The organism is Rhizobacter terrae (assembly GCF_003852895.1).
Lineage (GTDB): Bacteria > Pseudomonadota > Gammaproteobacteria > Burkholderiales > Burkholderiaceae_C > Albitalea > Albitalea terrae.
Map to the genome: position 1 here is coordinate 127,863 of NZ_QUSW01000007.1, position 22,749 is coordinate 150,611.

The window sequence follows — 22,749 nt, forward strand, 5'->3', positions numbered from 1 at the left end:
CATGAAGCCCAGTCCACGCACCGTCGTCGCACTCACCGTGATGACCCTGGTTGCCTGCACGCACAAGGAACCCGCCGGCTGGTCCGGCTATGTCGAGGGCGACTACGTCTATGTGAGCTCGCCGGTCGGCGGTACCTTGCAGTCACTGGCCGTCCGGCGCGGGCAGGCCGTGGATGCGGGAGCGCCGCTGTTCCTTCTGGAGTCGGGCAGCGAGACGGCGGCACGCGAAGAAGCGGCGGCACGGCTCGCCGGCGCACAGGCACAGGCAGCCAACGCCACCAAGGGCCGCCGGCCCGATGAGATCGCCGTCACCGAAGCACAGCTGAAGCAGGCGCAAGCCGAAGCGCAGCGCGCATCCACCGAGCTCACTCGTCAGCAGCAACTCCTGTCGCAAGGCTTCATCTCGCAATCGCGGCTGGACGATGCGCGCACCGCGGTCACCGAAGCGAACCAGCGCGTCAGCGAACTCAACGCCGCCTTGCGCGTGGCGAGGCTGCCGGCGCGAGAAGACGAGCGCGCCGCGGCCACTGCATCGGCCGAGGCAGCCCGCCATTCGCTCAAGCAAAGCGAGTGGCGCACGCAGCAGAAGCAGCAGGCTGCGCCCGCGAAAGCGCAGGTGGCCGACACCTTCTTCCGGGTGGGCGAATGGGTGCCTCCGGGTCAGCCGGTGCTGTCGCTGCTGCCGCCGGCTTCGACGAAGGCCCGCTTCTTCGTGCCTGAGAGCGAGATCGCCTCGCTGGCCGTGGGGCAGGCGGTGTCGCTGTCTTGCGATGGCTGTCCGTCGCGCATCAATGCACGCATCGAGTTCATCGCCACGCAGCCGGAGTACACGCCGCCGATCATCTATTCGAACTCGCAGCGCTCGCGCCTGGTGTTCATGGTGGAGGCCCGCCCGCAAGGCGACGAGGGCGCGAAGCTCAAGCCCGGCCAGCCCATCGACGTGCAGCGGACCCGGTCGTGAATCAGGCCACCGACTGGGCCATCGACGTGCGCGGCCTGACCAAGCGCTACGGCCCGCGCACCGTGGTGGACCACGTGGACCTGCAGGTGCGCACCGGCCGCATCTGCGGCTTCCTCGGGCCCAACGGCAGCGGCAAGACGACGACCATCCGCATGCTGTGCGGCTTGCTCACGCCCGACGAGGGCGACGGCACCTGCCTGGGCCTGGACATCCGCAAGCAGCCACTGGAGATCCGCCGCCAAGTCGGCTACATGACGCAGAAGTTCGGCCTGTACGACGACCTGTCCATCCGCCAGAACCTGGACTTCGTGGCGCGCCTGTTCGAACTGCCCGAGAGGAAACGCGCGGTGGACGCCGCACTTGAACGCCTGGGCCTGGTCGAACGCCAGGAGCAACTGGCAGGCTCGCTGTCGGGCGGATGGAAGCAGCGCCTCTCGCTCGCGTCCTGCCTCATCCACGAGCCCCGCCTGCTGCTGCTCGATGAACCCACCGCCGGCGTGGACCCCAAGGCGCGCCGCGACTTCTGGGACGAGATCCACCGCCTGGCCGCGCAGGGCATCACCGTGCTCGTGTCCACGCACTACATGGACGAGGCCGAGCGCTGCCACGAACTGGCCTACATCGCCTACGGCAAGACGCTCGCGCGCGGCACGGAGCGCGAGATCATCGAGGCGTCGAAGCTGCACGTGTGGGCGGTGGAGGGCGAGGTGTCCCAGCTGGTCGAGCCCTTGAAGAAGGCGCCGGGCGTTCTCAGCGTGGCGGCCTTCGGCAATGCCCTGCACGTGGCCGGCCAGGACGACGCGCAGCTCGAGTCCGCCATCGCGCCCTACCGTGAGCAGCAGGGCCTGCGCTGGCATCGCGCCGAACCCAACCTGGAGGACGTCTTCATCAGCCTCATCGGCCAGGCGCAGGACAACTTCGCGCAAGGCAGGCCGCCGGAGCCCGCGCGATGAAGGCCTTCTCCACGCACCGCACGCTGGCGATCTTCATCAAGGAGTTCCAGCAGATGCTGCGCGACCGCCTCACCTTCGCGATGGCGATCGGCGTGCCCATCCTGCAGCTGGTCCTGTTCGGCTACGCGATCAACACCGACCCCAAGGGCCTGCCCACGGCCATCGTGTCCTACGACGACAGCCCCATGGCACGCAGCCTGGCGGCGGCCTTGCAGAACACCGGCTACTTCCGCATCACGCACCGCAGCGCGAGCGAGGCGCAGGCCGAAGCGCTCATCGAGACCGGCGAGGTGCAGTTCATGCTGAGCATCCCGCCGGACTTCGGCACGCGCGTCGTGCGCGGCGAGAAGCCGGCGCTGCTGATCGCGGTGGATGCGACCGACCCGTCCGCCTCGGGCAATGCCATCGCGGCGCTCGGCCAGGTCGCGCAACAGGCGCTGAACAACGACCTGCACGGCCCGCTGCAGCACCTGCAGCCCGGCGCCCAGCCCTTCGAGCTGCGCGTGCACCGCCGCTACAACCCCGAGGGCCTGTCGCGCTACAACATCGTGCCGGGGCTCATCGGCACCATCCTCACCATGACCATGGTGATGCTCACGGGCCTGGCGATGACCCGCGAACGCGAGCGCGGCACCATGGAGAACCTGCTGGCCACGCCGGTGCGGCCGGTGGAAGTGATGATCGGCAAGATCCTGCCGTACATCGTCATCGGCTACATCCAGCTCGCGGTCATCCTCATCGCCGCCTTCGCGCTGTTCGACGTGCCCATGGTGGGCAGCTTCGTGCTGCTCATGGCGATGATCGGCGTGTTCATGCTGGCCAACCTGGCCGTGGGCTTCACCTTCTCCACGCTGGCGCAGAACCAGCTGCAAGCCATGCAGATGACGTTCTTCTTCTTCCTGCCGTCCATGCTGCTGTCAGGGTTCATGTTTCCCTTCCGCGGCATGCCGCCATGGGCGCAATGGCTGGGGGAAATCCTGCCGCTCACGCACTTCCTGCGCGTGGTTCGAGGCATCATGCTCAAGGGCAACGACGCGGCGCAGCTGCTGCCGGAATTGTGGCCGATGCTGGCCTTCCTGGCGGTGGCAGGCGCCGTGGCGCTGGCGAGGTATCGTCAGACACTCGACTAGAAATCAGGAGACGACCGTGGCTTGGTTCGAAGGATTCGACGAAGGCTTCCACGAGGTCAACGGCGTGCAGATCTACGCCCGCACCGGCGGCAAGCGCAAAGGGCAGCCGCTGCTGCTGCTGCACGGTTTCCCGCAGACGCATGCGATCTGGCACCGCATCGCGCAGGAGCTGCAGGACCGCTTCTTCCTCGTCATGCCCGACCTGCGCGGCTACGGCGACTCCGACAAGCCCGACGGACTGCCGGACCACTTCAACTACAGCAAGCGCGCGATGGCGGCAGACATGGCGGCGCTGATGCAGTCGCTCGGCCACACGCAATACGCGGTGGTGGGCCACGACCGCGGCGGCCGCGTGGCGCACCGCCTGGCACTGGACCATCGCCAGGCGGTCGACAAGCTGATGCTCATCGACATCGCGCCCACGCTGGACATGTACGACGCCACCGACATGCGCTTCGCGAGCTACTACTACCACTGGTTCCACCTCATCCAGCCTGCGCCGCTGCCGGAGAAGATGATCGGCGGCGATCCGGCCTTCTACCTGCACTGGAAGCTGGGCGCCTGGGGCTCCAACGGGCATGCGTTCATGGAGCCCGATGCCATCGCCGAGTACCGCCGCTGCTTTTGCCGTGCCGAAGCCATCCACGCCGCCTGCGAGGACTACCGCGCCTCGGCCGGCATCGACCTGGACCATGACCGCGCCTCGCGCGAACGCGGCGAGAAGATCGGCTGCAACCTGCGGCTGCTGTGGGGCTCGCGCGGCGTCATCGAGGCACTGTTCGACCCGATCGGCATGTGGCAGGCGCAATGTGCGGGCCGTGTGACGGGACGCCACGTGGACGCGGGGCATTTCATCCCCGAGGAGCTGCCGGAGCTCACGACGCGAGAGATCGTGTCGATGATGGACGCGTAGCGCGCGCTGGCGCGCCGCGAAGGCCGGGCAAACACCGGTCTGCCGCCAGCCCGGCCGTGCCGTCGCGCGGCTACCATGCACCTGCTTTCCATCGGGAGGGGATGCCCATGCCTGCCTGGCTGCTCAAGCTCAACGAACAGTTTCCGATCCGCTACATGGTGTGGCTGATCTGCGGCTTCGGCTTCCTGCTCAGCCTGTTCACCTTCGTGGCCTTCCACACCGGCGGCGTGTTCGCGGTGCTGTTCCTCGCGCTGGTGGTGCTGGGCGTGCGCGACACGGTGCAGACACGGCACTCCATCCTGCGCAACTACCCCGTCATTGGCCACCTGCGCTTCCTGCTGGAGTTCATCCGGCCGGAGATCCGCCAGTACTTCATCGAGGGCGACAACGAGGCCGCGCCTTTCTCGCGCCAGCAGCGCTCGCTGGTCTACCAGCGAGCCAAGGGCGAGCAGGACAAGCGGCCCTTCGGCACGCAGATGGACGTGGGCGCGCTCGGCTACGAATGGATCAACCATTCCCTGGTGCCCACGCACCTGCCGTCGCACGACTTCCGCTTGACCATCGGCGCCGGCCGCGCGCAACCCTACAGCGCGAGCGTGTTCAACATCTCGGCGATGAGCTTCGGCGCGTTGTCGGCCAATGCCATCCTCGCGCTCAACCAGGGCGCGAAGAAAGGCGGCTTCGCGCACGACACCGGCGAAGGCTCCATCAGCCGCTACCACCGCGAGAACGGCGGCGACCTCATCTGGGAGATCGGCTCGGGCTACTTCGGCTGCCGCAACGCCGACGGCAGCTTCAACGAGGAACGCTTCATCGCCAACGCGCGCGACCCGCAGGTGAAGATGATCGAGCTGAAGCTGAGCCAGGGCGCCAAGCCCGGCCATGGCGGTGTGCTGCCTGGCCCGAAGGTGACGCCCGAGATCGCCGAGGCGCGCGGCGTGACGGTGTGGGAGGACTGCATCTCGCCGGCGGCGCACAGCGCGTTCTCGACGCCCGTGGGCATGATGCAGTTCATCGACAAGCTGCGCGAGCTGTCGGGCGGCAAGCCCACCGGCTTCAAGCTGTGCATCGGCCATCCGTGGGAGTGGTTCGCCATCGCCAAGGCCATGCTGGAGACGGGCATCGTGCCGGACTTCATCGTGGTTGACGGCGCCGAGGGCGGCACGGGCGCCGCGCCGCTGGAGTTCACCGACCACGTCGGCGCGCCGCTGCAGGAAGGGCTGCTGCTGGTGCACAACACGCTCACCGGACTGAACCTGCGCGACAGGATCAAGGTGGGCTGCGCCGGCAAGGTGGTCAGCGCCTTCGACGTCGCCCGCATGATGGCCCTGGGCGCCGACTGGTGCAACGCGGCGCGGGGCTTCATGTTCGCGCTGGGCTGCATCCAGGCGCAGAGCTGCCACACCGGCCATTGCCCCACCGGCGTGACGACGCAAGACGCGACGCGCCAGAAGGCGCTGCACGTGCCCACCAAGGCCGAGCGTGTCTACCAGTTCCACGAGAACACCCTCAAGGCGCTGAAGGAATTGGTGCAGGCCGCCGGCCTCACCCACCCCGGCGACGTGACGGCCTCGCACATCGTGCGGCGCACCGCCGACCATGAGGTCAAGCTGCTGGCCAACCTCTTGCCCTTCGTGCGACCGGGGGCTTTGCTGGAAGGCGACATGCCGCACGCGGTCTTTCGCCTTTACTGGCCCATGGCCAGCGCGCACAGCTTCGCCGCGTCCCCCTGAACCGAGGGGTGGGCCGGCGCACACCCCGGAATCGCGGGGGTGTGGTGCGGCGGGCGCGCTGGAAGAATCCCCCGCACTCTTCAAAAGAACAAGGGATGGCGCGCAAATGAGCACTGTGGTCCTGATGCATGGCGACATGAAGCTCGCGCATCGCCTGCGCGAGGAAATCTCGCAGGCTCCGGACCTGGAGGTGACCGGCGTGGCCGACAGCCTGCCCGCCTTGCGTGAGGTGTTCAAGCAAGGCCTGCCGGACCTGGTCATCGTCGACCTGATGCTGCCGCCCACGCACCTGAAGTCGCTGCTGCAGAGCCTTCGCAGCCAGGGCAGCTTCGGCAAGCCGCTCATCCTCGCGCTTGCGGTGTCGGTGGATGATCCGCGCCTCATCGATGCGCTGTGCCACGGCGCGGACGGCTACTACGCCGATGCGCGGCCGACGGTGCCGCTCATCGCGGCGATCCAGCAGTTGCTGCGCGGTGAATCCAGCATGTCCCCGCAGATCGCGCGGCATGTGAGGAAGCATTTCGCGAAGGCCGAGTGGGTGGCGAGCGACTTTGCGGGGTCGAACCGCAATCCCATGCAGCTCACCGAGACGGACCGCCTGCTGCTGCAGTGGACCGCCGAAGGCTACCTGCCCAACGAAGTGGCGCGCGGCCTGCAGCTCACGGCGCAGGCCGTCGGTGCCCGCATGCGCAACATCTACCGCAAGCTGCAGTTCGACGTGCGCTCGGCCAACTTCTCGTTCGCGGCCGGTTGAAGCGGCTCAGGGTGGCGGCTCAGGGCGCCACCGGCGCCGTGTCGATGAAGCTCTGCCGCTGCGACAGCTTCTCGAACAGCTTGGCGAGGTTCGGATGCGGGCTGCGCCAGTCGATCTCGGGAAAGCGCAGGTCCAGGTAGCCCACGGCACAGCCGACCGCGATGTCCGACAGCGAGAAATGGATGCCCGAGCAGAAGGCCTTGTCGCCCAGGCCGAGGCTCATGGCTTCGAGGGCGGAGTTCACCTTCACCATCTGGCGGTCGATCCAGGCCTGGCTGCGTTGCCCGTCGGTGCGCCCCACCCAGGTGCGTTCCAGCCGCGCGAGGATGGCCGCGTCGCACAGGCCGTCGGCCAGCGCTTCCCAGGTGCGCACCTCGGCGCGTTCGCGGCCGCGTTCGGGAATGAGGCGGCCCACCGGCGAGAGCGTGTCCACGTATTCGACGATGACGCGCGAATCGAACACCGCCTCGCCGCCTTCCATCACCAGCACGGGCACCTTGCCCAATGGGTTGGAATCCAGGATGCGGTCCTGGCCCCAGACGTCTTCTTGTTCGAGCTGGTAGTCCAGCCTCTTTTCCGCCATCACGATGCGGACCTTGCGCACGTAGGGGCTGAGGAGCGAGCCGATGAGTTTCATTGTGGGTGTCCCTGTTCGATTTGATTCTAGCGAAGGGGCCTGTCGCACAGGATGATAGAGTTTGACGCGGGAGGAGACCCGCCGCCTCATGCGGCGGGCAAGCAACGATGAGCACATCGTCATTCACCGGCTCGGCGACCGTCGAGCCCAGTTTCGATCCTGCCGCCGCGCCCCGCGAGCGCACGATCGACATCCGCTTCACCGGTTCGGGCAGCGAATATTTCCGCATCTGGATCGTCAACCTGCTGCTGACCATCGTCACCGTGGGCCTGTATTTCCCCTGGGCCAAGGTGCGGCGGTTGCGCTACTTCTACGGCAACACCGTGGTGGACGGCCACGCGCTGGACTTCCACGGCAAGCCTGCGAAGATGCTGCGCGGCTACATCCTGGTGGCCGTGCTGTCGGGGCTGTATGTGGCCGCGACCAAGGTGTCGCCCATCGCCACGCTCGTGGCCTTTCTGATCCTCGGGGCCATCTGGCCCGCCTTGCTGCGCGCATCGATGAAGTTCCGCCTGGCCAACACCAGCTGGCGCGGCCTGCGCTTCCAGTTCAAGGGCGACATGGCCGGTGCCTACAAGGCCATGATTCCCCTGTTCGTTCCCGGCCTGGCGTTCGTGATCCTCAGCATGGGGCTGCATCCGGAGAAGCCGCAGGAGATTCCGTCATGGTTCTTCCCGGCCTATGGCGTGATCATGCTGTCTCTGCTGGTGAGCGGCCCGTGGCTGCTGTGGAACTTCAAGAAGTACCAGCACGACCACTACGCCATCGGCCAGGTGCAGACCGGCTTCAAGGCGCGCCTTGTCTCGTTCTACGGCGTCTTCGCCAAGACCTTCGGCGTGAGCCTGCTGGCCGGAGTGGTGATGGTGATCGTGATGATCGTGCTGGCGGCGGTCGGCTTTGCGAGCATGGCGTTCGGCAAGGGAAACCCGAACCCCAACCAGCTGGCGGTGATCATTGCCACGTTCGTGGTCATGGCGGTCATGCTGCTGGTCGTCCAGCTGCTGCCGCGCCCCTACTTCGAGTCGCAGCTGCAGAACCTGGTGTGGAACCGCACCGACGCGCAGCGCCTGCAGTTCAAGAGCCGCCTGGGCTTCGGCGCCCTGCTCGGCCTCACGCTGAAGAACTGGCTGCTGATGGTGCTGACGCTCGGCCTGTACTGGCCCTTCGCCCGCGTGGCGGTGACCCGGCTGCGCCTGCAGGCGGTCTCCATCGCCACCTCGCTCGACCTCGACGACCTGCACCAGCAGCTGCGCGTGGCCGAGACCGATGCGGCGGGCGATGCGGCCGGCGACTTCTTCGGCATCGACATCGGCCTGTGACACAGCCATGAGCGACGCGCGCGTTCCGCTGGCGGCGGACTACTTCGACGGCCGCAGTGCCCGTGCGCATCCCGTCATGCTCTCGCTGGAGGGCGACTCGCTCGCCATCGAAGGCGAGGGCGTGTCGCGCCGCGTGCCGTGCCGGCAGGTCATGTGGCCCGAACGCACCCGGCATGGCATGCGCGTGGCGCACCTGAGCGATGGTGCGTCCATCCAATGCGGTGACGCCGGCGCCTGGGACGCCTGGACGCAGGCCGGCGGGCACCACGAGTCCTTCGTGGTCAAGGTGCAGCAGAGCTGGCGCTGGGTGGTGGCCAGCCTCTTCGTCACGGTGGCGGTGCTCGCCGCGGGCTACCAATGGGGCCTGCCGTGGGCCGCGCGCAAGTCGGTGGCTTTCATCCCGCTCAGCGTGGATGAATCCATCGGCGAGTCGGCGTTCGCGTCGGTGGACGGGCAACTCATGTCGCCCAGCCAACTGCCGGCCGAGCAGCAGGCACGCATCCGCACGGCGTTTGAACGTGCCGTGGCCACGCTGCCGCCGGGCACGGCGCCGCGCTACCAGCTCGTGTTCCGCAAGAGCAGCATCGGCCCCAATGCCTTCGCGCTGCCGGGCGGCACCATGGTGCTGACCGACGAGCTCGTCAAGCTGGTCAAGGGCGACGAGCAGGTGATCGTGGGCGTGCTGGGCCATGAACTGGGCCACGTGCGCAAGCGCCACGGCATGCGCATGCTGGCGCAGGTGAGCGCGCTGGGTGCCGTGTCCTCGCTGGTCTTCGGCGACTTCAACGGCCTGCTGGCGGCGGCGCCGGTGTGGCTGGGCCAGGCCAGCTACTCGCGCGATGCGGAGCGCGAAGCGGACGTGGAGTCGGTGCGTCTCATGAAGGCGGCCGGCATTCCGCCCTCGGCAATGGTGAAGTTCTTCGAGCTGATCGCCACCTACGAGCCCGAGGGCAGCGAGGCGGCGTCCGCGCCCAAGGCGGCCTCGGAGCCCAAGGCCGCCAAGGGTGCGCGGCGACGTGAGTCATCGTGGCTGGGCATCGCGATCGCGTCGCATCCGGCGGATGAAGAGCGCATCGCGTTCTTCCGCGACGCGGCACGCTGAGCGGCGGGTGAGGCTCGCGTCCGCGGGTCACCTCGGCAACCGGGCCATCACCAGCTCCGCCATCGGCGACGGCGTTCTTCCCCGCAGGCTCACCACTCCCATCTCCGACACCATCTCGGGCAGGCCCGTCACCGCCAGCCGCCGCAGGGTGCCCGCCGCCACCTCCGGCTCCACGGCTGCCAGCGGGGCTCCGAGCACCGTGTCGCTGTCCAGCGCGACACGCTTCAGGGTCTCCACGTCATCGCACTCCAAGGCCACGGGCGGGCCGTTTCCCGGCGCTGCATCCAGCAGCCGAGCAATGACCTCCCGCACCCCCACCGGCAAGCGCACCGACGCGACCCCGTGCTCCCACACCTGCTGAATCGTCACCGGCTTCTTCCGGCCCAGCGGATGCCCGGCCCGCACGAAGAACCCGCCCGGTTCCCTGCGCAATTTGCGGATCTGGACGTTCGGCTGCACCGGCAAGTCACGCGTGTCGGCCACGAAGAACTCGATGTCTTCCTCGAGCAATCGCTTGAACAGCTGCTGCCAGTTGCTCACTTCCACCCTCAATCTCACCTGCGGGAACTCGCGTCGCAAGCCGGCCAGCAAAGGCGACAGGAAGGTCGCCGCAGGAAACGGCCCGACGCCGAATGCCGTGTCACCCAGGCTGCGGTTGCGGTAGAGCTCGACGTCGCGCTCCAGGCAATGGCTGTTGAACACCAACTGCCGCGCCCGCGCGATCACGAACTCGCCTGCTGGCGTGGGCACCACCTCCAGGGTGCCGCGGTCGAACAGCCGCAGACCCAGCTCGGCTTCCGCCGCCTGGATGCTGCGGGTCAACGCCGGCTGGCTGAGGTGCACGCGCTCGGCGGCGCGCACGAAGCTGCGGCAGTCCGCGACGGCGACGACGTGGGTCCAGCGTCTGAGGTCCATGGATTCCGATTGCCACAGGCAATTGCAGGCGATGCATCGATCCTGGCGTCAGAATGCATTGGACTCAATGCGAGTTTCTCCGAAGAATGCGTCCACGGTCTGGCATGACAGGAGACAAGCGACGTGAATCCCGTGCAGAACATCGTGCTCGCCACGATCATCCTCACCTTCGCGGTGCTGGAAGTCGCTTCCGGACGACACAGGAACTTCCATGCGACGGCCGACGACACCCGGCTCGAACTCTTCATGTTCATCGCGCTCATCGCGATCTCGCAGCCACTGGCCTTCATGCTCACCGGCAAGCTGTGCGCATGGCTCATGCCGGACCAGCGTGGCGCCTGGTCGTCATTGCCGTGGTGGGCGATGACGGCCATCTTGCTGGTGGGCGACGACATGACGCAGTACTGGTGGCATCGCGTGTCGCACACGCCGCTGCTGTGGCCGCTGCACCGTGCGCACCACACGGCGCACTACATGAGCATCCGCATCACCTACCGCAACAACTTCTTCTACTACCTGATGATGCCGGGCCTGTGGATCTCCGGCGTGCTCGTCTACCTCGGCTTCGGCACGGTCTACCTCGTGTACATCGTCGTGAAGCTCACGGTCATCCTGGGCGCGCACAGCGCGGTGCGGTGGGACGAGCCGCTGTACCGCATCCGCTGGCTGCATCCACTGGCCTGGGTGCTGGAACGCACCATCTCCACGCCGGCCACGCACTGGGCGCACCATGCGCTCACGAACGACGACGGCATCGGCCACTACAAGGGCAACTTCGGCAACCTGCTGTTCGTGTGGGACATGGTCTTCGGCACCGCGAAGATCACCCGGCGCTATCCGGCCAAGGTCGGCCTGCAGGACGACCTCGTCTTCGGCAAGGAGCGCTGGTTCGTGGAGATGTTCTACCCGCTGTTCCAGTCGCGGCGCCAGCATTCAGTGCTGGCCCGCGGCGGACGGGTGCATGCGCCAAGCGAGGTGGATGCCGACGGGGCCAAGGCTTGCTAGCCAGCTAGCGAGCCATGCCGGCGACCAGCCCTCGCCACAAGGCATCGCGCTCTGCTCCCAGGTGGGCACCGCTCGCGTCGCCGGAGGCGTCCTTGCCGACGGCCAGGTGCACCATCACCAGCTTGAGCTGCGGGTCGACGTAGATGGCCTGGCCGTACACGCCCAGCAGCGCGAACTGCCTTGTCTTGCCGGGAAGAAGCCAGGTCTGAAAGCCATAGCCGTAGTACGTTCGGCCGTGGTAGTCCATGCGGCCGGGACGGAAGTCCTCGGGCTGGCGCGCGGGGTCCGTCATGTCCAGCAGGTAGTCGCGCGAGATGACCTGCCGGTCCTGCGCCATGCCATCGTTGGCGAGCATCCACCCCAGGCGCGCATAGTCGCGCGCCGTCGCATTGAAGCCGCCTTGCGCGATCTCGGAATCGTCTGACGCACGGACCAGGAACGTCGCCTTGGACTGCGCCCCCATCGGCTTCCAGATCGTCTCGTCGATGAAGCTGCACAGGCTGCGATGCGTGGCGGCGCGCAGCACCAGCCCCAGCACCTCGGTCTGCGCGCCGGCGTAGTTGAATCGCGACCCCGGCGGATCGGACCGCTCCTTCACCTGGGCGGCCGCCGCGAGCACGCCTCGTGTCGCCGCGGTGACGAGGAAACGCTTGCGATCATCCGTGTCGGTGTAGTCCTCCACATACTTGGCGCCGGAGGCCATGCGCAGCAGGTCCACCAGCCGCGTGCCGCCGTACAAGGTGCCCGTGAGCCCGGGGACGTACTGATCGGCCGTGTCCTGCAGCGACTTGATGCTGCCGTCTTCGAGCGCTTGGCCCACGGCCAGCGCGACCAGCGTCTTGGCCATGGAGTTGGACAGCATGCGCATGGCCGCCGTGCGGCCGTAGCCATAACGCTCGGCGATGATTTCTCCATCCTTGACGATCAGCACGGCCGTGGCGCGCTGGTGTTCCATGTAGTCGGCCAGGGTGTGTTCGCGCCCGCCGAACCGATACCGCACAGCCGCCTGCGTGGCCGATGCCCTGAGCGACGAAGGCTGTTCGGCGGGAGCCAGTTCGCAGTGGGACGTGATGCGGTCCATGCCGCTGAACGAACCCACGATGTAGGCCGGATCGTGGATCGAGGACAGCCTCGGTGCGCGTGGGTAACCCTGTTGCTTGCCAAGGAGGTCTTCATCAGGGGAGGCCGTGGCGGCGCCCACCATGAAGAGCGCGCCGGCCATGCAGGCGGAAAGACGTTTCATGCAATGCATGGTGCCGGACGACTGTGAAGCAGACGTTTCCGCTTCACACGCTAGTCGACAGGCGCAAGGCCCGGTCGAATCCTGGCCTTGGTGGCCACGCCCGATGGCGCGAACAGCACGACGAGTTCGGTCGCGGCACGCGGCGTCCTGTCGGCGCCCGCCCATCGGTAGACCCAGACTTCATAGCCGCTGTCGAACGGGACGACGACGGCGGTGCCGAGGGCTGAGGAGACATCGGCCTTGCGGCTCCTGCCGATGGCAATCATGTCCATCGCGGCCTGCGGCGTGAGCGCCTGGCCTGCCGGCGTGCGGGCCGTTCCTGCGCCATCGGTTGCAGCGTCGGGCGGACTCGCGCAAGCCACACACAGGCAAGCTGTGAAGACGGTGATGCAGCCCACGCGCTTCATGGGCGTTCGTCCATGTACTCGAACTCGACCCGCGTGTCGTCCGGCCAGCTGCGGTCACCCAGCGGCAGGAAGTAGGTGCGGTCGACCAGCACCTCGCAATCGCAATACGGCAGGTCGCTCTTGAGGCCTGGGTCGTCGCTGGCCGCGGCGTACAGCTGGTCGATGGGCATCACTTCGCGCCGCTCGCCCGCCACCAGCGTCACGCTGAACAGCGGCCGCTCGGCGAAGAAGAGGTACCTGGCTTCCTTCTTGTTGCAGTAGCCCTGCTTGTCGGTGAACAGCTCGGCGAGGCGGCCGAACGGATTGCTGTTGGACACCAGGTCGGCCTCCAGGCCCACCAGGCACTCCAGGCGCAGGTCGCCCAGCCGCCGCGTGCCCGGCGGCCATTCCGGCGTGCGGATCTCGGTGCGCCAGGTCATGCTCAGGCGCCGGCGGTTGGGCGTGACGACGGCGTTCTCCTGCATGGCCTTCGCATCGCGCTGGAGCACGAAGGTGTGGTCCGCCGCGATGGGCACTTCGTGGTCGAAGCTGGTGCCGATGACCTCCAGCAGGATGTGGTCCATGTCCGTGCCCGGCTTGCGCGGCAGCAGCTTGAAGCGCAGCGTGGCACCGGGCGCGAGGACGGGCCGCATCTTCTCGAAATAGTCCATGCCCTGCACCATCTTGCGAAAGGATTTCTCCACCGACGGCGAGGCCTTGCCGGTCACGGTGACGGGTGGCAGATCCTGCCTGGGCTTGTCCTGCGCGTGCACGGCAGTGCCCGCGGCAATCCATGCGATGCCAAGCCATGCACACAGCGTCCGGCCCATCGATGACATGCAGAACAACCGGCAAGGGCCATGCCTGGGCATCGGAGGCGCTACGAGGCGGCGGCCGCCTGCGGAGCCGATGACGCAGGCGCATTCCTGCGATGCAGGATGATCGCCACCAGCCATCCCGCGGCTGCCGCTCCCGCGCCGATGAGAAAGACCTTGTCTTCGCCGGCATGGTCGGCCAGCAGGCCGGCCAGGGGCCCCGTCAGGCCGTACGCGAGGTCCTGGAAGGCCGAGAACCCGCCCAGGGCCGTGCCTCGCAGATGAGGCTCCACCAGGCGCACCACCTCCCGGCCCATGGCGGGGAAGATCATCGAACAGCCCAGGCCGGTGAGGAATGCGCCGGCCAAGGCCCAGGCGGGATGGTCCGCACGCCAGATCAGTGCCTGGCCCATGGCTTCGATGGCCAGCGAACCGATCGCCACCGGCAGCCCGCCGATGCGATCGGGCAGGCGGCCGCCGAGCACGCGGACCAGCACGAAACCCGTGCCGAAGGCTGTCAGTCCCAGGCCCGCATGGTTCCAGTGCCGTGCCATGAAGTGCAGCGTGAAGAACGCCCCGATGGCGGCGAAGCCGATGCCCTGCAGGCAGACGATGGCACCATGCCAGCGGATCATGCGGACCACTCGCCACAGCGGCGGGCGTTGTGCGCCGGGATGCGCGGCCACACCCGCCATGCGCCAGACGGCCAGCAGGCTGAGGACCGGCAGCACGGCACTCACCGCCATCGTGCCGGTGAAGCCCAGCCGGTCCAGCAGCACCAGCCCGACCGGTCCGCCGACCGCCAGCGCCCCGTAGATGGCGGCACCCACCAGCGCCAGCACCTGGCCCGAGCGGGCCGGGCCGACCAGGCCGATGCCCCAGGCAACCACGCCGACCCCCACCAGGCTCTCGCCGAGCCCGAGAAGCAGCCGGCCGATGAGCAGCGCCGCCAAGGCCAGCGACGGCTCATGCAACAGCCCGGCCAGGCACGAGGCCAGTGCCGCTGCGATGTAGAAGGCCAGGCCACGCACCAGGGCGACCTTGGCGCCGCGGCGATCCGACAGGCTGCCGGCCAACCCACGGGTCAGGATGGTGGAGAAAAACGCTGTCCCCACGGCCAGTCCGGCCCAGGCGTTGCCCAGGCCGAGCCGTCCGATGACGTGGACCGGCACGACCGGAAGAGACAGCCCGACGCACAGGTAGGCGATGAACAGGACGGCGGTCAGCCGAAGGAGGCGGCCCCGGGCGGGGTCGCGTGTCGATGAGAAAGTCAAGGGGTTCTCCAGGCATTCCTCGCTCGACGCGTGCGTGCAGCCACGCACGCCGATCGACGAGGATCGGTGAGTGCGTTGGCTGACGTGAAACGCTGACGTGCGGTGTGGACCTGCGGTGCGGAGGTGCGTCAGCCCAGGCGCATGGACAGCTCCACGTCGTCGCCGAAGGGAATCGACAGGTAGCCGCTGCCGGGCGAGCGCACGAGGTCCAGGTACTCGGGGCAGAAGTCGGCGTTGTCGGCCACGACGAGTGCACCCGGCCTGAGGTGAGGCTGCACCAGCGCGAGGATCTCGGGGTAGAGCGCCTTGGCGCCGTCGAGCAGCAGCAGGTCGACGGACGACGGCAGGCCGCTACTCAGGGTCTGCAGCGCGTCGCCTTCGCGGATGTCGACCAGGTCGCTGAAGCCGCCGGACGCGAAGTTCTCGCGAGCCCGGGCCACCTTCGACGGCTCGAACTCGCTGGTGATGAGCCGGCCGCCGCCGTTGTCGCGCAAGGCCGCGGCCAGGTGCAAGGTGGAGATGCCGAAGGAGGTGCCGAACTCGACGATGGTGCGTGCGCCGCAGCTTCGCGCCAGCATGTACAGCAGCGTGCCCGTCTCGCGCGAGACGGGCAGCGGGAAGTCCTTCAACCGCCCGTAGAGGTCGAGGTAGTCGGTCTTGCTGCGCATGAGGCGGGTGCGCTCTTCATGCGAGACGTTCGCGAACACGGGGCTGGACAGGGGTGATGCGGCATCGGCTTCCTTGAACAGGCGATCGAGCAACGGAGCAAGTGGCGAGGTGGTCAGGGTGTTCATCTGTGTGTGTGTTGAGGAATGCGTGTCGGCATAATATGAAGGAACATTCAGATTTCCTATTCGCATTGCGGACCCCATCCATGACCGAGCGCAAGAGCCCCTCCATCACCTCGAGAAGGCAGCCGAAACAGGCCCGCTCCAACGAGCTCGTCAGCGCGATCCTTGAAGCGGCTGTTCAGGTTCTGGCCAAGGAAGGAGCTCGCCGCTTCACCACGACGCGCGTCGCCGAACGGGCCGGCGTCAGCGTCGGGTCGGTCTACCAGTACTTCCCGAACAAGGCCTCGATCCTCTTCCGGCTGCAAAGCGACGAATGGCAGCAGACGACGGAGATGCTCAGCGGCATCCTGCAAGACAAGAGCAAGCCGCCGATGGAGCGCCTGCGCCTTCTCGTGCATGCCTTCATCCGTTCGGAATGCGAGGAAGCGCAGGTGCGCACGGCGCTGAGCGATGCGGCGCCGTTCTATCGGGATGCGCCGGAGGCACGTGAGGTGAAGTCCACCGGTGAGCGTGCAGTCCAGGCGTTCATGCGGGAGGTGCTGCCTGGTGTGCCGGCCGCCCGGCGTGCCTTGGCGGCCAACCTGGTCACCTCGACGCTCAGTGCCGTGGGCAAGCAATACTCGGAACGTCCGCGCACTTCGGCGCAGATCAAGGCGTACTCCAATGCCATGGCGGATATGCTGTGCGCCTACATCGCTGAGCTGCGCAAGGGCTGAAGCAGCTCGGCGAGCATCGACATCAACAACCACGTGATCTGATCATGCACACCCAACCCCGGAAGTGGCTGGCGGTTCTGCTTTGCTTCATCTTCACCCCCATCGCCATGTTGTACGTGGGCCGTGCGCGATGGGCTGCGGTGTACCTGTTGGCCGCGCTGGGACTGCTGGCGTTCCTGCTGGTTTCGCCAGCAAGCCCGTGGGTCACGGATGTGTTGAGCCTTGTGTACTTCGTGGGTGGCGCCATCCACGCCTATTGGCTCGCCGCGAAGTCCGAATCACAGCAGCCGCGCCGCTGGTTCAGTCGATGGTATGGCGTGATGGGCGCCATCGCATGCCTGGTGGTGGCGTCGCTGACGGTCCGCAGTTTTTTCTTCGAGCCGTTCCGCCAGCCCTCGCAGTCGATGCGCCCGACGCTGCCGATGGGCGCCACGCTGGTGGTGCAGAAGTGGGGCTACGGAAACTACGGGACCTTCGGGGTCCATGGCGTTCGGCGCCCCGTCTCCGCGTTGCTGGAACGAGGTGACATCCTCGTTTTCGAATACCCGAAGGACAGGGCTGTCCACTTCGTCAAGCGGCTGGTCGGCCTGCCCGGCGACAAGGTCACCTACAAGGCCAAGATGCTCTTCGTGAACGACATGCCTGCCGAGCAGCATTTCGTGAGGGATGAGCTTGATGCCGAAACGCTGGGCTCCGGGGCGGTCCACACCGAATCCCTGATGGGACGCGAGTATTCGATCCTGCTGGACAAGGCGCGCATCGATCCGGGCGTGGGACACCTTGACTTTCCGATGCATGAGCAATGCACGAGCAACCAGGGCGAGTTGTCCTGCCGTGTCCCCGCGGGTCACTTCTTCGTGCTTGGCGACAACCGGGACAACAGCGCCGACAGTCGGTTCTGGGGCTTCGTGCCGATGGATCACATCACGGGGAAGGTGGTCCTGGTCAAGCCGTGAACCCGGCAAGGCCGGGGCCGGGTCAGAGCTTCCAATCGATGACGGAAGGCCGGCCCGGAACGCTCAGTTGCGCCGTCTGCGGCGCTGTGCGTGCCACGACCTTGCCGCGCCGGACCACCAGCAATCGCGTGGCCCTCAACCGGATTGCCTCGATCGCATCCCGCGCCTGCAGCAGCACGAAATCCGCCGGCTTGCCCACCTCGATGCCGTAGTCCGCGAGCCCCAGCACCGTCGCGCCGTTCACCGTCACCGCATCGAAGCACGCGCGCATCTGCTGTTGCGAGGTCATCTGCGCCACGTGCAGTCCCATGTGCGCCACTTCCAGCATGTCGCCGGAGCCCAGCGAATACCACGGGTCCATCACGCAATCGTGGCCGAAGGCGACGGTCACGCCGGCGGCCATCAGCTCGGGCACGCGGGTCATGCCGCGGCGCTTGGGGTAGGTGTCGTGGCGGCCTTGCAAGGTGATGTTGATGAGCGGATTCGCCACCGCGTTCACGCCGGCCTCGGCCATCAGCGGCAGCAGCTTGGACACGTAGTAGTTGTCCATCGAATGCATGGACGTGAGGTGCGAGCCGGTGACGCGCCCGTGCAGCTTCAGCCGCTGCGCCTCGAAAGCCAGCGTCTCGATGTGGCGCGACAGCGGGTCGTCGCTCTCGTCGCAGTGCATGTCCACCATCAGGCCGCGCTCGGCGGCGATCTCGCACAGGATGCGCACCGACTCGGCGCCGTCGGCCATGGTGCGCTCGAAATGCGGGATGCCTCCCACCACGTCCACGCCCAGGTCCAGCGCGCGCTCCAGGTTCGCCAGTGCCGTGGGTGAACGCAGCAGCCCGTCCTGCGGGAAGGCGACGAGCTGCAGGTCGATGAAGGGGGCCAGGCGCTGCTTCACATGCAGCAGCGCCTCCACCGCCAGCAAGCGGTCGTCGCACACGTCCACATGCGTGCGGATGGCCAGCAGCCCTTTGGCAATCGCCCAGTCGCCGTAGCGCATGGCGCGTTCCACCAGCGCCTCCTGCGTGAGCTGCGGCTTGAGCTCGCCCCACAAGGCGATGCCTTCGAGCAGCGTCCCGCTGTTGTTGACGCGCGGCAGGCCGTAGGAGAGCGTCGCATCCATGTGGAAGTGCGAATCGACGAAGGGCGGCGCGAGCAGTTGCCCGCCGCCGTCGATGACCTCCACGCCTTCAGGCGCTGCCAGCGCCGGCCCGATGGCGGCGATGCGCCCTGCCTGCACCAGCACATCCTGACCCGCCCGGCCGTCGGCAAACGCGACGTTTCTCAGAAGAAGCGCACCCATGCTCGCACTCTACGCCATGACCTCTGAGGTCATGGACGCTGCGCACCGAAGACCCGAGGATTCAGTCAACAGCACAGATCCTCAACAGCCAACAAGGAGCGCCAAGTGAACGGCATCGACCTTCTCCCCCTCGCGGTGGGCCACATGATCGGACTGGGAGCCATCGGTTCCTGCCTGGGCGTGGGCTTCCTGGGCAGCAAGTTCCTCGAATCGTCAGCCCGCCAGCCCGAGCTCATGGAGAGCCTGCAGACCAAGGTCTTCCTGATGGTGGGCGTGCTCGACGGTGCCTTCATCATCGCCACCGGCATCGGCCTGTGGTTCGCCACGGCCAATCCGTTCAGGCATTGAGCGGGAACGCTACTTCGTGCCGAAGATGCGGTCGCCCGCATCGCCCAGCCCCGGCACGATGTAGCCGTGTTCGTTGAGCTGCCGGTCGATGGCGGCCACGTAGACGGGCACGTCCGGGTGGTTGGCGTGGAAGTTCGCCAGCCCCTCGGGTGCGGCCAGCAGGCACACGAAGCGGATGGACTTGGGCCGGGTCTCCTTCAGCCGGTCCACCGCCGCCACGGCGGAATTGCCGGTGGCCAGCATCGGGTCCAGCACGATGGCATCGCGCTCGTGCATGTCGGCGGGCATCTTGAAGTAGTACTCCACCGCCACCAGCGTCTTGGGGTCGCGGTACAGGCCGATGTGGCCGATGCGCGCGCCGGGCACCACGTTGAGCATGCCGTCCAGGAAGCCGGCGCCGGCGCGCATGATGCTCACGAACACCGTCTTCTTGCCGTCGATGACCGGCGCCTGCATGGTCTCCAGCGGCGTCTCGATCTCGATCATCGAAGTGGGCATGTCGCGCGTGACCTCGTAGGCCATCAGCATGCTGATTTCATTGAGCAGCCGCCGGAAGCTGTTGGTGCTGCGGTCCTTCTGGCGCATCAGCGTGAGCTTGTGCTGGATCAGCGGATGCGTGACGTGGTGCACCTGAGGCGACATGATGGCTCCTGAAAGCTGACGGCCAGCATAGCGCCGCGGGCCGCACGCGGGCAATCCGGCCGTGGGTTGTGGCCGCGCCGAATTTCCGAATAATGGCCGGGCGCCGCTGCTTGTCGTCATTGCCCCCGCCCCCCAGGAGACCGCTTGACCGCCACGGACCGCGAGCTGGATTTCTTCGGCCTGGAGCCCGACCTCCGCAGGCTGGAGAAGGCTTCGCGCGGCCTGCGCGAGAACGTGGCCCTGGCCTGGTACCTGCGCCAGCGCGACCCGGACCGGGCGCTGGAGCTGATCCTGCAGTCGCAGCCGGCGCTTGCGGCGCTGGCTGCCACCTCGCCCGACGCCGTCCGCGCCCATGCCCGCTTCGCGCTGGTGCGCGCCGAGGTGCTGCGGCTTCGCATGCGCCTGGCCGAGGCCGACGCGCAGGTGCAGGCCGGGCGGCAGGGCTTTGAATCCGTGGCCGACGCCGTGGGCGTCGGCGACAGCCTGCTCATCGAGCAGGGCGTGGCCGGCATGGGCGGCGACATGGCCCGCCGCATCCGCTGCAACGAGGAGGCGGCCCAGGTCTTCAAGGACTGCGGCGACGAACTGCGCTGGCGCACCGCGCGGGCTTACCGGGCGCTGGCCGACAACAACCTCACGGCCGACACGCTGGACTGGGACGAGGCCTTCGCCCGCGCCGCCCAGCTCGACCACCCGGGCCTGCATGCCAGCCTGGCACGGGCGCGCAGCTGGCAGTGCTACCTGCGCGGCGACCTCGTGGCCGGCACCCGGCTGCTGATGGACCACTACGAGAACGCCATCGCCAGCGGGCAGATCCGCACCGCGATCTACATGCTGCTCAACGTGGCCGACAACTACGTCGCCCTGGGCGCCTTCGCCGACGCGCTCGACTGGGTGGAGCGCGGCCTGGCCCTGGCACAGCAGGTCGGCTGGACCAAGGACGTGGGCTACGCCACCATGCAACTGGGCGACGTGCTGCGCCGCCTGGGCCGCAAGGAGGCTGCGCGGCAGATGTTCGACGAGGCGCTGGCGCTGGTGAAGGGCGAGCAGCCGACCTCGGAGATGCTCATCCTCACCAGCCACATCGCCGACCTGCTGCTGCACGAAGGCGACCACCAGGCGGCGCTGGACAAGTACCGCGAGGTGCAGACCCTCGCCCACAAGCTGGACTACGGCGTGCACCTGGAAGACGCCTACCGCGGGCAGGCCCTGGCGCTGCACCGGCTCGGCCAGACGGGGCTGGCGCAGGCGGCCATCGAGGCGTCGATGGCGATCTCGCGTTCACGCAAGGCGGCCAAGCCCGAGATCGATTCCCTGCGCGTGCTGGGGCAGATCGCGCTCGGAGCCGGCCTGCCGCCACCGCCGGGCAGCCACGCGCCCACCGCGGCGGTGCACTACCTGGAGCAGGCCATCGCCACCGCGAAGACGCTGGAGGGCTACGTCGTTTCCAGCGACCTGCACCATGAGATGTCCCTGGCCTACGAAGCGGCCGGCGACCTGCGTCGTGCGCTGGACCACGAGCGTGCAGCCGTGGCGGCCTCGGAACTCTCGCAGGCCAAGCGGGCCGCAGACCTGGCGATGTCGATGGAAATCCGCTACCAGTGCGACAAGGCCAGGGCAGGGGCGGAGATCGAGCGCCTGCGCGCCGAAGGCCCCGGCCTCAGGACCTCGTCATCGCAGCGCTGACCCCTCACAGCGCGCCGACGAACGCCCGGCGGATGGCGCGCCCGCATTCGACCGACTCCACGTAGGCCTTGGGCTTGCGGTCGTGGCGCGAGACGATGCCGTAGAAGCGCTGGTCGGCCGAGATCCACGGATAGAAGCCGAACAGCCCCGGGCTGGAATACGCCTCGACGCGCCCCGGCGTGGGCGTCTCGACCCAATGGTTGTACGAGTAGCTCCACGGCTCGCCCAGCGGTTCGACGGGCGAGCTGATGGCCTCGCGCGGGCAGGTGGCCGGCTGGGCGCAGACGGCGTCTTCCCCCAGGTGCGAGCCGATGACCAGCTCGCGCCGCAGCATGCGCTGCAGGAAGGGCGCGTAGCTGGCGGCGCTGCCCTTCATGCCGCCGGCGAGCTGCACGTCCAGCTTGGCCATGTCCAGGCGCTCGTCCAGGTGCAGCACGCTGCGCATCTCCTGCATCAAGGCCGGGGCGTCCAGCGCACCCAGGCCCATGTCGATGGCGGCAATCTTCTGGTCGTGCCCGCCCTGGTAGACGAAGCGGCCCTGCGTGTCCGGGTTGGGCGACGGATCCGCGTCGCCCTTGAAGCCGGCCTTCATGCACGCGCCGACCGTGCGCTGGCCGATGCAGCGGAACTGGTGGAAGTCGGTGTAGCCCGAGGTGAAGCGCAGCCCATTGAGCAGCGAGGCGTCGGCCTTCACGGCGGAGATGCCCTTCTTCTCCAGCACGTAGGCGCCGAACACCCACTTCGAGGCGGAGGCGATGGCGAACTCGCTGTTGGCGGTGACGTGGCCGCGGCCCGTCGAGCCGCTGGCGATCACGCCGCTCGCATCGCCGATCTCCCAGTAGAAGTCGCCCATGCGCGAGGCCAAGCAGGCTGGGTTGGCTGTCGCAGCGGCATGGGCGGCCTGGCTCGCGCGCTGGAACTTGTCGGCGGCTGCGGCATGGCTGGCGCCGGCCATGCTACAGGCCAGAAGGAGCAGGTGGGTGATCAGCTTGGAGGTGCGCATGCGGTCACGGTGCGAGTCGCAATGAACCCACTGTAGCCAGGGCTGTTCCGGGTTTTGATTGCCCTGGTGTAAACCCCCGTTTCTGCCCGACACGTCCGCGCGAGAGCGGAGACATCGTGTTTCAAGGGGCCATGCCGATGGCGCTACCCTGCGCCTCCCCTGCATTTCCT

23 protein-coding genes are annotated in these 22,749 nt (G+C 67.6%); 13 read left to right on the plus strand and 10 right to left on the minus strand.

The window, feature by feature from the left end:
- The first annotated feature begins 1 nt into the window (after position 1).
- The 6 genes from DZC73_RS22435 (at position 2) to DZC73_RS22460 (ending at position 6,444) form a co-directional block, all read left to right on the plus strand.
- The gene (locus DZC73_RS22435; protein WP_235835240.1) at positions 2–961 is read left to right on the plus strand and encodes an HlyD family secretion protein; all 960 of its coding nucleotides are present in this window, start codon (positions 2–4) and stop codon (positions 959–961) included.
- A complete protein-coding gene (locus DZC73_RS22440) occupies positions 958–1,914 on the plus strand; it encodes an ABC transporter ATP-binding protein (protein WP_124542618.1) in 957 nt (318 codons plus the stop codon). Before DZC73_RS22435 ends, DZC73_RS22440 begins: the two co-directional genes overlap by 4 nt.
- Positions 1,911–3,044: an ABC transporter permease gene (locus DZC73_RS22445; RefSeq protein WP_124542619.1), complete on the plus strand. Its 1,134-nt coding sequence runs from the start codon at positions 1,911–1,913 to the stop codon at positions 3,042–3,044. Before DZC73_RS22440 ends, DZC73_RS22445 begins: the two co-directional genes overlap by 4 nt.
- Positions 3,045–3,060: 16 nt before the next feature.
- Positions 3,061–3,957 carry an alpha/beta fold hydrolase gene (locus tag DZC73_RS22450; RefSeq protein WP_124542620.1) on the plus strand — a complete coding sequence of 299 codons (897 nt, stop codon included), beginning with the start codon at positions 3,061–3,063 and terminating at the stop codon, positions 3,955–3,957.
- A 107-nt stretch (positions 3,958–4,064) separates the two neighbouring features.
- Positions 4,065–5,690: an FMN-binding glutamate synthase family protein gene (locus DZC73_RS22455; protein ID WP_124542621.1), complete on the plus strand. Its 1,626-nt coding sequence runs from the start codon at positions 4,065–4,067 to the stop codon at positions 5,688–5,690.
- 106 nt (positions 5,691–5,796) lie between these two features.
- A complete protein-coding gene (locus DZC73_RS22460) occupies positions 5,797–6,444 on the plus strand; it encodes a LuxR C-terminal-related transcriptional regulator (RefSeq protein ID WP_124542622.1) in 648 nt (215 codons plus the stop codon).
- A 19-nt stretch (positions 6,445–6,463) separates the two neighbouring features.
- Here the strand turns inward: DZC73_RS22460 and DZC73_RS22465 are convergent, their stop codons facing one another.
- On the minus strand, positions 6,464–7,081 hold the full coding sequence (locus DZC73_RS22465) for a glutathione S-transferase N-terminal domain-containing protein (RefSeq protein WP_124542623.1): 618 nt from the start codon (positions 7,079–7,081) through the stop codon (positions 6,464–6,466).
- Positions 7,082–7,188: 107 nt separating this feature from the next.
- Between DZC73_RS22465 and DZC73_RS22470 the strand changes: the two genes are divergently transcribed.
- Positions 7,189–8,400 (plus strand): YjgN family protein, encoded by a 1,212-nt coding sequence (locus DZC73_RS22470; protein WP_124542624.1) that lies wholly within the window; start codon positions 7,189–7,191, stop codon positions 8,398–8,400.
- A gap of 7 nt (positions 8,401–8,407) precedes the next feature.
- Positions 8,408–9,502 (plus strand): M48 family metallopeptidase, encoded by a 1,095-nt coding sequence (locus tag DZC73_RS22475; RefSeq protein ID WP_161974703.1) that lies wholly within the window; start codon positions 8,408–8,410, stop codon positions 9,500–9,502.
- A gap of 27 nt (positions 9,503–9,529) precedes the next feature.
- On the opposite strand, the gene DZC73_RS22480 is transcribed toward DZC73_RS22475, so the two are convergent.
- A complete protein-coding gene (locus tag DZC73_RS22480) occupies positions 9,530–10,417 on the minus strand; it encodes a LysR family transcriptional regulator (RefSeq protein WP_124542626.1) in 888 nt (295 codons plus the stop codon).
- Between the two features lie 132 nt (positions 10,418–10,549).
- Here DZC73_RS22480 and DZC73_RS22485 point away from each other — a divergent pair, with 132 nt between their 5' ends.
- Positions 10,550–11,422 carry a sterol desaturase family protein gene (locus DZC73_RS22485; RefSeq protein ID WP_407924123.1) on the plus strand — a complete coding sequence of 291 codons (873 nt, stop codon included), beginning with the start codon at positions 10,550–10,552 and terminating at the stop codon, positions 11,420–11,422.
- A gap of 4 nt (positions 11,423–11,426) precedes the next feature.
- Here the strand turns inward: DZC73_RS22485 and DZC73_RS22490 are convergent, their stop codons facing one another.
- The 5 genes from DZC73_RS22490 to DZC73_RS22510 all read right to left on the minus strand — a co-directional run bounded on the left by DZC73_RS22490 (position 11,427) and on the right by DZC73_RS22510 (position 15,934).
- Entirely contained in the window at positions 11,427–12,665 is a 1,239-nt protein-coding gene (locus DZC73_RS22490; protein ID WP_235835241.1) for a serine hydrolase domain-containing protein, read from the minus strand.
- Positions 12,666–12,715: 50 nt separating this feature from the next.
- Positions 12,716–13,072 carry a hypothetical protein gene (locus DZC73_RS22495; RefSeq protein WP_124542628.1) on the minus strand — a complete coding sequence of 119 codons (357 nt, stop codon included), beginning with the start codon at positions 13,070–13,072 and terminating at the stop codon, positions 12,716–12,718.
- Positions 13,069–13,890, minus strand: a complete 822-nt coding sequence (locus DZC73_RS22500; protein ID WP_235835242.1) for a hypothetical protein — start codon at positions 13,888–13,890, stop codon at positions 13,069–13,071. Before DZC73_RS22500 ends, DZC73_RS22495 begins: the two co-directional genes overlap by 4 nt.
- A gap of 41 nt (positions 13,891–13,931) precedes the next feature.
- Positions 13,932–15,140 (minus strand): arabinose transporter, encoded by a 1,209-nt coding sequence (locus DZC73_RS22505; protein ID WP_124542630.1) that lies wholly within the window; start codon positions 15,138–15,140, stop codon positions 13,932–13,934.
- A 128-nt stretch (positions 15,141–15,268) separates the two neighbouring features.
- Positions 15,269–15,934, minus strand: a complete 666-nt coding sequence (locus DZC73_RS22510; protein WP_124542631.1) for an O-methyltransferase — start codon at positions 15,932–15,934, stop codon at positions 15,269–15,271.
- Between the two features lie 80 nt (positions 15,935–16,014).
- Between DZC73_RS22510 and DZC73_RS22515 the strand changes: the two genes are divergently transcribed.
- Together DZC73_RS22515 and lepB are read left to right on the plus strand one after the other, a co-directional pair.
- A complete protein-coding gene (locus DZC73_RS22515; RefSeq protein ID WP_124542632.1) occupies positions 16,015–16,647 on the plus strand; it encodes a TetR family transcriptional regulator in 633 nt (210 codons plus the stop codon).
- Positions 16,648–16,796: 149 nt separating this feature from the next.
- Positions 16,797–17,603: a signal peptidase I gene (gene lepB / locus DZC73_RS22520; protein WP_161974704.1), complete on the plus strand. Its 807-nt coding sequence runs from the start codon at positions 16,797–16,799 to the stop codon at positions 17,601–17,603.
- A 22-nt stretch (positions 17,604–17,625) separates the two neighbouring features.
- Here lepB and DZC73_RS22525 read toward each other — a convergent pair whose 3' ends face one another.
- Entirely contained in the window at positions 17,626–18,900 is a 1,275-nt protein-coding gene (locus DZC73_RS22525) for an amidohydrolase family protein (RefSeq protein WP_124542634.1), read from the minus strand.
- A gap of 105 nt (positions 18,901–19,005) precedes the next feature.
- Between DZC73_RS22525 and atpE the strand changes: the two genes are divergently transcribed.
- The gene (atpE, locus tag DZC73_RS22530; protein WP_124542635.1) at positions 19,006–19,248 is read left to right on the plus strand and encodes a F0F1 ATP synthase subunit C; all 243 of its coding nucleotides are present in this window, start codon (positions 19,006–19,008) and stop codon (positions 19,246–19,248) included.
- Between the two features lie 9 nt (positions 19,249–19,257).
- Here the strand turns inward: atpE and upp are convergent, their stop codons facing one another.
- Entirely contained in the window at positions 19,258–19,890 is a 633-nt protein-coding gene (gene upp / locus DZC73_RS22535; protein WP_124542636.1) for a uracil phosphoribosyltransferase, read from the minus strand.
- A gap of 144 nt (positions 19,891–20,034) precedes the next feature.
- Between upp and DZC73_RS22540 the strand changes: the two genes are divergently transcribed.
- Positions 20,035–21,576, plus strand: coding sequence for a tetratricopeptide repeat protein (locus DZC73_RS22540; protein WP_124542637.1), 1,542 nt, complete (start codon positions 20,035–20,037; stop codon positions 21,574–21,576).
- Between the two features lie 4 nt (positions 21,577–21,580).
- On the opposite strand, the gene DZC73_RS22545 is transcribed toward DZC73_RS22540, so the two are convergent.
- Positions 21,581–22,579 carry a hypothetical protein gene (locus tag DZC73_RS22545; protein ID WP_124542638.1) on the minus strand — a complete coding sequence of 333 codons (999 nt, stop codon included), beginning with the start codon at positions 22,577–22,579 and terminating at the stop codon, positions 21,581–21,583.
- Between the last annotated feature and the right edge of the window lie 170 nt (positions 22,580–22,749).

Bases quoted from the DNA above. Each gene is read 5' to 3' on its own strand.
- DZC73_RS22435 (WP_235835240.1), top strand. From the start codon at position 2: ATGAAGCCCAGTCCACGCACCGTCGTCGCACTCACCGTGATGACCCTG.
- DZC73_RS22445 (WP_124542619.1), top strand. From the start codon at position 1,911: ATGAAGGCCTTCTCCACGCACCGCACGCTGGCGATCTTCATCAAGGAG.
- DZC73_RS22455 (WP_124542621.1), top strand. From the start codon at position 4,065: ATGCCTGCCTGGCTGCTCAAGCTCAACGAACAGTTTCCGATCCGCTAC.
- DZC73_RS22460 (WP_124542622.1), top strand. From the start codon at position 5,797: ATGAGCACTGTGGTCCTGATGCATGGCGACATGAAGCTCGCGCATCGC.
- DZC73_RS22465 (WP_124542623.1), bottom strand. From the start codon at position 7,081: ATGAAACTCATCGGCTCGCTCCTCAGCCCCTACGTGCGCAAGGTCCGC.
- DZC73_RS22470 (WP_124542624.1), top strand. From the start codon at position 7,189: ATGAGCACATCGTCATTCACCGGCTCGGCGACCGTCGAGCCCAGTTTC.
- DZC73_RS22475 (WP_161974703.1), top strand. From the start codon at position 8,408: ATGAGCGACGCGCGCGTTCCGCTGGCGGCGGACTACTTCGACGGCCGC.
- DZC73_RS22480 (WP_124542626.1), bottom strand. From the start codon at position 10,417: ATGGACCTCAGACGCTGGACCCACGTCGTCGCCGTCGCGGACTGCCGC.
- DZC73_RS22490 (WP_235835241.1), bottom strand. From the start codon at position 12,665: ATGAAACGTCTTTCCGCCTGCATGGCCGGCGCGCTCTTCATGGTGGGC.
- DZC73_RS22495 (WP_124542628.1), bottom strand. From the start codon at position 13,072: ATGAAGCGCGTGGGCTGCATCACCGTCTTCACAGCTTGCCTGTGTGTG.
- DZC73_RS22500 (WP_235835242.1), bottom strand. From the start codon at position 13,890: ATGTCATCGATGGGCCGGACGCTGTGTGCATGGCTTGGCATCGCATGG.
- DZC73_RS22510 (WP_124542631.1), bottom strand. From the start codon at position 15,934: ATGAACACCCTGACCACCTCGCCACTTGCTCCGTTGCTCGATCGCCTG.
- DZC73_RS22515 (WP_124542632.1), top strand. From the start codon at position 16,015: ATGACCGAGCGCAAGAGCCCCTCCATCACCTCGAGAAGGCAGCCGAAA.
- DZC73_RS22525 (WP_124542634.1), bottom strand. From the start codon at position 18,900: ATGGGTGCGCTTCTTCTGAGAAACGTCGCGTTTGCCGACGGCCGGGCG.
- upp (WP_124542636.1), bottom strand. From the start codon at position 19,890: ATGTCGCCTCAGGTGCACCACGTCACGCATCCGCTGATCCAGCACAAG.
- DZC73_RS22545 (WP_124542638.1), bottom strand. From the start codon at position 22,579: ATGCGCACCTCCAAGCTGATCACCCACCTGCTCCTTCTGGCCTGTAGC.